This window comes from Microcoleus sp. AT3-D2, assembly GCF_036705715.1.
Lineage (GTDB): Bacteria > Cyanobacteriota > Cyanobacteriia > Cyanobacteriales > Microcoleaceae > Microcoleus.
Window position 1 is genome coordinate 1 of sequence record NZ_JAUBVE010000129.1, and the last position, 8,652, is coordinate 8,652.

General features: G+C 44.5%; 10 protein-coding genes. 3 read left to right on the top strand and 7 right to left on the bottom strand.

All coding sequences use genetic code 11. From position 1 onward, the window contains the following. Window positions 1–3: 3 nt before the first annotated feature. The 5 genes from QUB44_RS29585 to QUB44_RS29605 form a co-directional block, all read right to left on the bottom strand. A complete protein-coding gene (locus QUB44_RS29585; protein ID WP_333373193.1) occupies window positions 4–330 on the bottom strand; it encodes a hypothetical protein in 327 nt (108 codons plus the stop codon). 8 nt (window positions 331–338) lie between these two features. Continuing rightward, a complete protein-coding gene (locus tag QUB44_RS29590) occupies window positions 339–1,268 on the bottom strand; it encodes a DNA cytosine methyltransferase (RefSeq protein ID WP_333373196.1) in 930 nt (309 codons plus the stop codon). Between the two features lie 178 nt (window positions 1,269–1,446). Beyond that, window positions 1,447–2,394: a class I SAM-dependent methyltransferase gene (locus QUB44_RS29595; protein WP_333373198.1), complete on the bottom strand. Its 948-nt coding sequence runs from the start codon at window positions 2,392–2,394 to the stop codon at window positions 1,447–1,449. A 56-nt stretch (window positions 2,395–2,450) separates the two neighbouring features. Further along, on the bottom strand, window positions 2,451–2,675 hold the full coding sequence (locus QUB44_RS29600) for an addiction module protein (RefSeq protein WP_106148069.1): 225 nt from the start codon (window positions 2,673–2,675) through the stop codon (window positions 2,451–2,453). 42 nt (window positions 2,676–2,717) lie between these two features. Then, entirely contained in the window at window positions 2,718–3,008 is a 291-nt protein-coding gene (locus QUB44_RS29605; protein ID WP_194066274.1) for a hypothetical protein, read from the bottom strand. A 146-nt stretch (window positions 3,009–3,154) separates the two neighbouring features. Between QUB44_RS29605 and QUB44_RS29610 the strand changes: the two genes are divergently transcribed. Both QUB44_RS29610 and QUB44_RS29615 read left to right on the top strand, forming a co-directional pair. After that, a complete protein-coding gene (locus QUB44_RS29610; protein ID WP_333373200.1) occupies window positions 3,155–4,057 on the top strand; it encodes a hypothetical protein in 903 nt (300 codons plus the stop codon). Window positions 4,058–4,265: 208 nt separating this feature from the next. Next, complete coding sequence (locus QUB44_RS29615; protein ID WP_333373210.1) at window positions 4,266–5,207, top strand: glutathione S-transferase family protein; 942 nt, start codon at window positions 4,266–4,268, stop codon at window positions 5,205–5,207. 182 nt (window positions 5,208–5,389) lie between these two features. Here the strand turns inward: QUB44_RS29615 and QUB44_RS29620 are convergent, their stop codons facing one another. Further along, on the bottom strand, window positions 5,390–6,325 hold the full coding sequence (locus QUB44_RS29620) for a CHAP domain-containing protein (RefSeq protein WP_333373203.1): 936 nt from the start codon (window positions 6,323–6,325) through the stop codon (window positions 5,390–5,392). Between the two features lie 233 nt (window positions 6,326–6,558). Then, window positions 6,559–6,756, bottom strand: coding sequence for a hypothetical protein (locus tag QUB44_RS29625; RefSeq protein ID WP_333373206.1), 198 nt, complete (start codon window positions 6,754–6,756; stop codon window positions 6,559–6,561). A 204-nt stretch (window positions 6,757–6,960) separates the two neighbouring features. Between QUB44_RS29625 and QUB44_RS29630 the strand changes: the two genes are divergently transcribed. Beyond that, complete coding sequence (locus QUB44_RS29630) at window positions 6,961–8,619, top strand: NB-ARC domain-containing protein (RefSeq protein WP_333373208.1); 1,659 nt, start codon at window positions 6,961–6,963, stop codon at window positions 8,617–8,619. The last annotated feature ends 33 nt before the right edge of the window (window positions 8,620–8,652 follow it).

Genomic DNA, 8,652 nt, shown 5'->3' on the forward strand with positions numbered 1-8,652 from the left:
TAGCTAATTTAGGATGATTACATTTACGTCAAGGAGCTTAACTACACAGAGGCTTTGATTGTTTTCGGAGATGTCTAATATACTGTTCGCGATGCTTCTCCATGTATCATTCGTTGTGAATTTAACCTCTATGCCAAACTCGCCCAGCGATATATCAGGGAAGACATGAGGATGAGGTTCATAGTTAATGGTTAACCCCATCGACGCAAGCACATTTCTAACTTCGTCCTCAAATTGTTTGGAAAATGTGAACTTGCCACTTATTCTGATTGTTTGATTTAGTCGCTCTACAACTTCTGATACAATAGCTTCAAATTCATCAATATTCATTTGCTTCTTTAGTTATTTAGTGCAGCAATCACAGCCTTGCCAATATGCCAAGATAATACGGGTGGAACAGCATTACCGATCTGTCGCTCTGTTTCTCGGAGCTTAGACTGAAAAATAAACTTGTCGGGAAAAGACTGGATGCGTGCCGCCTCCCGCATGGAAATTCTCCTAGGCTGATTATAGTGAAACTGTATATTTCCGTGACATTCTGCCCGTATTGTGTAGCCCGGTCTGTCGGCTTTCAAGCATCTGCTCCCTTGCTCGGGGCTTCGGTTTGCTTTGCTCCAAATATGGTTAATTGATTCATCTTCTGGCATTTGCTCTAGATCGGCGATCGCTTGTTCAGATGTAATATGCTCGGCTTTTGAAAGAATTGGCCTTGGAGGTTCAAAATTAACTCCTGGCTGTGTGCCCACAATGAAAACTCGATCTCTAGTTTGGGGAACTCCAAAGTCTGCTGCATGATATAGTCTGTAATCTACCTCATAGCCAATGCTTGAAAAATCTGATATCACTTTTTCTAAAGATGCTTTGTTATTTTGCATCAGCAGTCCTTTCACATTTTCGGCTACAAATATTTTTGGTTGGAGCCTTTTTACTGCCTCGACCATTGCTTTATAAAGTCCACTTCTACTACCATCAATACCAGCCCGTTTACCATTGACGGATATGTCTTGACAAGGGAAACCACCAACAACTACATCGGCATACTTTGGCATAGTATCCATCAAATTCCAAATGTCACCACAAATTATTTTTTTGCCAAGATTATGCTTGTAGGTTCTGCAAGCAAACTCGTTGATATCGTTCGCCCATACAATATCTAAAGGGAGTGGTTTGTACCATTTTGCCAGAAATCTAAAGCCACCAGATAGACCTAAATCCATACCGCCACAACCAGAAAAAAGAGAAACAACTGTTGCTGGCTCTGGCTTCATGCAAAACGTTCTTTGCACTTGTTGCGAACCATCCAAAGATAAGACATCATCCAAGCTCGGCTTACCCACTCTTACGTCGCTTAACATACTTTTAGTTATCAGAAGTCCTGATGATTATACCGTTGTTGCGGTCTAATACATTTTTTAAGCATCATCGACCGCAAACATTTTTCAAACATTAAACCTGACTATTTATTGCCTCAGCAACAATAGTGCGGTGTCGGACTGTATTGCCAGTGATTGTCGGCTTTGCAAAACCAGAATCAACTAAAGCTTGCTCAATATCCAACCCAAAATACTGATCCAAATAAGGCTCCGTACTCTTGAGCAAAGTCAAAATATAAGGAGGCATTTTGGCATAAACTTCCGACTGAGGATTCATATCCATAATTGTCAAATGTCCGCCAACACGCAGCAAACGCCTCGCTTCCCGGAACACTTCTCTAGTAGCTTTCTGCGGTAATTCGTGACATACTAAACAAATAGAAACTAAATCAAAAGCAGCCGCAGGCAAACCAGTAGATTCAGCAGCAGCGTGAACCCAAGTCGGAGATTTTTGATTTAACAATTCAGATTCTCGCTGTTGGGAACGGTATTTAGCAACTGCTAAGAAATAAGGCGACAACTCCACCCCAGTCATCTTCGCTTCCGGGTAAACATCCCCAAGAGCAAAGGTACTCATTCCCACACTGCATCCCAAATCAACAATATCTTGGGGTGAAGAAGCAATTTGAGATTTGATGACTTCGTGATAGCTGGCGCGGAGTTTTGCATCGCCTTCTGCACCCGCTTCCGGCCAAATTCCCGCGTGAACTGTACGGGCGGCAACTTCTACTTCTGTAGCAGCTTCCCAACTCATATTGCCTTTTTCATAAGCGTGGAATGAAGTTAGATAATATTTCGGGTAAACAAGATCGGGATTTTGGACGCTGAGCAATTCTGCATCCCAATTTCGAGCTAAAAGTGCTTGGGCTTCTTTTCGCCAATGCACTCCGATTTTTTCTGCTCTTGTTATCATCATTTCCCGCGCTTGGTGCTTGGCTAGATTAGCCAAAGGTTTGATGGAGAGTACGCCGTTTACTAATCGCGATGCTAATCCTGGAGTTGTGTTAACAGCAGCAGTCATATTTTATTTGTTTCTATTTGGCGATAGTTATTTTACCACGGCACTGGATTCATAGTTCATTTTCGTGCTTTGACTGAAGCTTTAACTTCTTCCCAAGTCAGCACATTTTCAGGATTTGCTTCAGAATCATTAATTCGGCGATCGAGTTCCTGCTTTTGAAACTCTGTAAGGTCGGGGTGAACCTGTTCTGCCGCTATACTTTCCAAGATTGCTTGTACAAGACGAATCCGATCTTGAATGCTGAGGGCGACGATCTGATTTAAAGTGGCTGTGAAATCCATAAATTTTAGTTAAGCGTCATGGAGGTAATGAATTAGTACATCTCAAATATAGCGGACAGGGTTTTGTCCAACAAACTGAACATTGCAATTGACAATACGCCCGTCTAAAAACTTTACAACAAGCCTATTATCCTCTTTTCTATAGCTGGCGCTTCGGTCAAATATACCTTCAATCATCTGTGATCCGACAAAGTTTATAACTTGAACATGAGTAATTCTCTGAACCCTGTCTTCTGCAATAACCCAAGCCCCAGACTCTGACTTGGCAAGCAGATCTAGCAAATTATCATCTGTTCGGACTTGAAGTGTAAGTTTTGCCATGATGACTGTCATATGTAAGTTCGCTGCTTGGGAATTATTATAACTCAAAACTATTAACCGCTGGCATCCGTCAGAATTTAGACTTTTCTGGAATCCCTTTGCCCGAAGTTGGAGTATTTGATAGAACATTTTTAAATCAGGCTATTCAGGAGTTTGCTGTGAGTAAATCTATTGTGGAATTGGTTGACAATTTGCCCTCGGGTGGCGTCACTGTGAAGATGTTAAAATCTCTCGATTTTGTGGTTCCGGGGGAGTGGAACAATCTAACGGGTTTTGATAATACTATTCAAGCGCTGACAGGGGAAACAAAGCGCAAATTAGTTGGGAAAATTCGCGATCGCGCGATCGAGCTTTACGCTAACCCCAATGAGCCATATCAAGGCGTACTCAGGCTTTACCAGTTAGCAGACAGCGCCGACAGTGCGTTAGGTGCAACGGCTATGGCGAATAAAATCGGCGAAAATATCGGCTTTCTTTCCTTTCTCAACCGCCTCACTCCCAAAGCTGACACAACTCAAACGATCGACTTGTGCGTCAAAGTGGCGATCGAGCTAATTGCCTACTGCAAACTTAACAATATTTCTCTTGACAATGTGGGAAGCTTTGGTAATTATTTATCTCATTACAAAGGCGAATCTCTGATGCGGATGGCTGCTTTAGTTTGTGCTGACGGTTTAATTCCCCTTGGCCCGGACTTCATTAGAGTAGCACAAAATACCCTAGGCGGATTGAATCCTTCAACCTTGCAGCAAAACTCAACATTCCAAAATATCGGCAACCTAATTCCCGGCGCAAATAATTCACAAAAGTTCGGATTTCTGACAGCAAGTTTCGCCTCAGCCCAAGGTTGGATGAACAATTTAGTACAATCTCGCGGCTTAACTCCCGCCATAGTTTTAGGCCATCTCAAGCAATACATTGATGTTACCGATGACAAATTGGATTATGTCGCCGCGTTTTTAGACATGACTACCAATTATTACGAACATACGGGAATTCAGACGGTTGCTCGCCGATTGATCGATCGAGCTTATGCTGAAATAGCCTCTGGCAGATCCTAGAAAACTCGTTCTCAGGTGAGGGAACAGATCGAGGCAGAGCCTCTGGATGTGCGTTCCCAGGCAGAGCCTGGGGACGAGGGAATAAACCTGGCAATGTGAGTTAAAATAAGCTGATTATGTTTAGCAAACCTCTTTTAATCGCATTGTGAAAAACAAATCGCTTCCTTCATCCGTAACAGTCAAGCTAGGCAAATTTGTCTGGACATCAATGTGGCAATTAATGATGTCAAAACTAGCGCCGCCCGATCGCACCGGAGCATACATTCGCCCCAGCAGCAGTTTCCGCAACTTTGTCAGCACTGCACCAGACAACCCTCACGGGCCCGCTGCGGGACGGTATCGCCTCTTCGTGGGTACGGGATGCCCTTGGGCGCACCGCACTCTGGTGACGAGGGCGCTCAAAGGGCTTGAGGATGCGATATCCGTGTCTATTGTCTATCCCTCTGAAGGGGGAATGTGGGTGATGGAGTCGGAGACTTTTGGCTGCAACACGGTGCCGGAACTTTACCAGTTGGCTTTACCGGGCTATCAGGGGCGGTGTACGGTGCCGGTGCTGTGGGATGACTCGAAAAAGGCGATCGTCAATAACGAGAGTTCGGAAATTATTGTGATGCTAAACTCGGAGTTTAACGAGTTTGCTAGCAATCCTCAAATGGATCTTTATCCTCTGGATTTGCGATCGCAAATTGACGAGTGGAATGAGAAGATTTACCAATCGGTGAATAACGGCGTTTATCGCTGCGGTTTCGCGCAATCTCAAGCTGCTTATGACTCGGCTTGCAGTGAATTGTTTGCTGTTTTAGACGAGATAGATCGATCGCTCTTGAGGAGCCGTTATCTTTGTGGCGATCGGGTGACTTTAGCAGACGTGCGGCTTTTTACTACTCTATTCCGTTTTGATGCCGTTTACTACAGCTTGTTCAAATGCAATGTGCGCCGCATTCAAGATTACGAGCATTTGGGAGCTTATCTGCGCGATTTATACCAGTTACCGGGAGTTGCGGGTACTTGCGATTTGGAGGCTGTCAAGCGCGATTATTACGGCAATTTGTTCCCGCTGAATCCCGGCTGCATTATCCCCGCTGGGCCCGATCCGGCGAGTTTGCTCAAAGCTCACGATCGAGAAAAGATTGGTGTTATTTTGAAGTGAAATTCCGTAATATTTGACAATCAAATTTTAGAAAAAAGGGTGTAAGCATTGAGCGCTGCACCCTGTTAGTGGCTTCTAGTATTACCGGAAATGCTATTCGTTGTAGACGACAACGTTAGAACCAAATAGCCGCAGGTCAATAACTGTAACAAGAAAATTATTCCTTGGTTCCTCTAAGCAAGTTAAACAAAATTAAAATCCCGACGCGAAGACGTGACATTGAAGCTCAGGTCAGGCACGTTTTTGACAAGAGCCAGCGTGTCTCCGCCCGTAGTTTGTATGAGCTTGTCATTGCCCTGATTGATGAGGCGATACTGACTGGCATTACCGCGCAACTGGATGTAGTCATCGCGGAAGTTGTAGTCAACAATTGTGGCATGACCGTTGCCCTGGTAGAACATCCCCTGACGGGTATTCCCCAGAACGAAGGTATCAGCCCCAGTCCCTCCTTCTAAGGTGTCGAAATCGGCTCTGTTGAAGCTGGCGTAGGCATCGAGGTAGTCATTGCCCGGACCACCGTTCAGGTAGTCGTTACCTGCTTCACCGTACATGGTGTCGTTGCCAGCATTACCAATCAAAGTGTCGTTGGTGCTGCGCCCGTAGAGGGTGTCATTGCCTGCCCCACCCGTGAAAACTGTGCCACCTGGAGGCGGGGGTGGAGTGGTAACACCGCCTCCGAGATAAACAAACTTCGTTCCCTGAAATTGCGATGGAGACAACGTGCGAGTGTTGAACGCTCCGTTCCAGCCGTAGTTGCCCTCAGTGATTTCAACCGAGCCATTGGAGTTGACTCGCTCGACAAAGGCTACATGACCATAGGGGTCTCCTGCACCAGTAGAATCCCAAACAATAAAGCTGTTGGCGCGAGGTTGGCTACTCCAAGAGCCAGCTTGATCGTCCCATTGCCCAGCGTGACCGCGAATCTTAGCACCTAAACCCGAGTTCGCATTAATCAAGCCTTTCTCGGCAGCTCGACCGAAAGCAAACTCAGTACACCACAGGAAGTTTCTGTTGGCTGGTACATTACTGGGATTGCCAAAAGCAGCGAAGGGGTTGACGGTAGAATTGGTGTAGTTACTTGAATTGAGATTGATACCAAAATCAGACGGTGAAGGCATGGATTTTCCTTTTTTACTGAATTGTTTTGTGTTTTTATAGGGAAATAGAATTCAAAGTTATGCGCTTCACCTAACCTATTTGTCACTTACTTAGTGTCGGGTTCATCGGTTAGCAAAATCTGTAACTGAACTCTATGAGAGTAGTCAAATACTGGTAAGCGCGATCGCTCATATTGTCTCAGCAGAAGGGTGATCATTCTCCACCCTATCTACTTATCTACTGCGATAGAAGATTAGCTATCATCAGAATCGTCATCATCTGATGACGAACTTGATGAAGCAGATAAACTACCGCTTGCTGCTGCTGCCGCCGCTGCTTGTGATACAGCCGCTGTTGTTGAAGAAGTCCACTCTGTATCGCCGACTTCTCCATTTCGCTGTTCTATCTGTTCTGTGCGTTCGCGATCGTATCCTTTATATTCTTCAGGCATTGCAGTTACTCCTTTTGTATTGAATTGAGTGTGGGGAAGTTTTTACTTGAATTTCCTTCCCACATTTCTAATATCTCAGATACAAATTGGCTTGGAGGCTCAGTTTAGCTCATCTTTTTAGCTCACTAAATGGCTCACTGCTTCTGTTACTGAACCAAAGTGAGCTAAAATTGGCTCGGAGCAATTTTAGGATAATGGTGAAGTATGGGTGATAAGCTGAGGGCATCAGAACAGGGACTAAAAATCCTTGACGAAGCTAGACGCAAAAAACGCTGGACTCAAGAAAAGTGGCGGCAAGCTGCTTTTACCTCAATCTCAACGTTGAAGCGGTTTTTGAGTGGAGACCGGATTTATCGAGATACTTTTATAAATATTTGTGAGGTGGTGGGTGTTAAATGGGAAGAAGTTGCGGAAGCTAAAAATGCTGAGGAAATAGAGCAAATGATAGCTCCCATCTCCCCTATTTCCCCTGACTCCGAAAAAAAGCTCATAGGAGATGAACAGACTAAAAGCTTTGCACTCCCTGAAAAAATTGCACCCGTTAGGAATTGGGTAGGGCGGTCGCACGAAATCGACACCCTCAAATCCCAGATTCTCGATCCAGACACTAGGGCCATTACCATCACCGCCGTTTGTCTCGTTGGTTTAGCTGGGATTGGCAAAACAACTCTCGCCAGTCAGCTAGTCCGCCAGTTACAAGCGGAAAACGCCCCTTTTACCGTTGCTGCTTGGGAAACTTTGCAATCGCCCACTGGCAGAGCTCCTCGATTTGATGGCATTATTGATTCCCTATTGCTCACTCTTTGCAATGGCGAAATTACACCCGCGTTCACTATCCTTAATGACTATCGTCAAAAAACTGATCGTTTGGTAAAGTTTCTTAAAGAAAAGCCTTGTCTCGTAGTGCTGGATAACGTCGAGACAGTGTTGCAAACTGGCAAGGCAAAACGAGCAGGCTATTTTGCTGATGAGTGTGCGGAGTATGCTTGGTTATTTCAGCAAATAGCAGAGACAGAGCATCAAAGTAAAGTAATGTTTACCAGTCGGGAAATATTAGCCGCACTGTCAGGACGAGAAACTCAAACATTGCCTTTAGGAGGATTAGATCAAGAGTCGGCTGTTGCCTTACTAAAAAATTTTAATTTGATTGCTACTCCAGACGAATTAGCAAAATTAGCTAAACGCTATGACGGACACCCTAAAGCACTAGAAATTGTTGCAGCATTAATTTTGAATGAGGCTGAATATCAGGGAAGTGTCAGCATATTTTTAAATGATGTTAACTGGTTACTTGTAAATCGTTTAGACCAACTCATTGACGAAGTAATTCAGCGCCTTAGTGAAGAAGAATTGATGTGTCTGAGCCAAATATCTGTTTATGAAACACCTCAATATGCGCTGTCAGTTGACGGAATTGCTGCTCAAATGTCTGAAATGAGCAAACGCGATGTCAAAGAAAACGTCATTGAGGCATTGAAACGTCGGCAACTGCTGGACTATAACCGAAATCATGAATCTTACCAAATGCACCCATTGGTAGAAGAAAAAGCTTCTCAGCTACTTAATCCTGAGTTAGCCGGTACTGCTCACCGTAAAGCCTGCCGCCATTTCCTTAGTATTGTTAAACCGGAAGCTGAATGGAAGGAATTTAAGGATGTTAAGCCTTTGCTGAGAGCGCACTATCATGCTTGTCAGGCAAAAGATTGGGATGAAGCTGCGAGAGCACTATCGAGAGCTTATGAATATCTGCGTCAACAAAGTCATTTTGATATCATAATTGATTGCTACACGAAATTAATACCTGAAAATTGGCAATCTGGAGCAGGGCTATTTCATTCTAAACAGCTTCTTCAAAACGTCTAGACCATAGCCCGCGAGCCGTTGTGCCTGTGCCAT

Excerpts from the sequence above, each read along its gene's own strand:
- QUB44_RS29585 (WP_333373193.1), bottom strand. The coding sequence starts at position 330 with ATGAATATTGATGAATTTGAAGCTATTGTATCAGAAGTTGTAGAGCGA.
- QUB44_RS29590 (WP_333373196.1), bottom strand. The coding sequence starts at position 1,268 with ATGAAGCCAGAGCCAGCAACAGTTGTTTCTCTTTTTTCTGGTTGTGGC.
- QUB44_RS29595 (WP_333373198.1), bottom strand. The coding sequence starts at position 2,394 with ATGACTGCTGCTGTTAACACAACTCCAGGATTAGCATCGCGATTAGTA.
- QUB44_RS29600 (WP_106148069.1), bottom strand. The coding sequence starts at position 2,675 with ATGGATTTCACAGCCACTTTAAATCAGATCGTCGCCCTCAGCATTCAA.
- QUB44_RS29605 (WP_194066274.1), bottom strand. The coding sequence starts at position 3,008 with ATGACAGTCATCATGGCAAAACTTACACTTCAAGTCCGAACAGATGAT.
- QUB44_RS29615 (WP_333373210.1), top strand. The coding sequence starts at position 4,266 with ATGTGGCAATTAATGATGTCAAAACTAGCGCCGCCCGATCGCACCGGA.
- QUB44_RS29620 (WP_333373203.1), bottom strand. The coding sequence starts at position 6,325 with ATGCCTTCACCGTCTGATTTTGGTATCAATCTCAATTCAAGTAACTAC.
- QUB44_RS29625 (WP_333373206.1), bottom strand. The coding sequence starts at position 6,756 with ATGCCTGAAGAATATAAAGGATACGATCGCGAACGCACAGAACAGATA.
- QUB44_RS29630 (WP_333373208.1), top strand. The coding sequence starts at position 6,961 with ATGGGTGATAAGCTGAGGGCATCAGAACAGGGACTAAAAATCCTTGAC.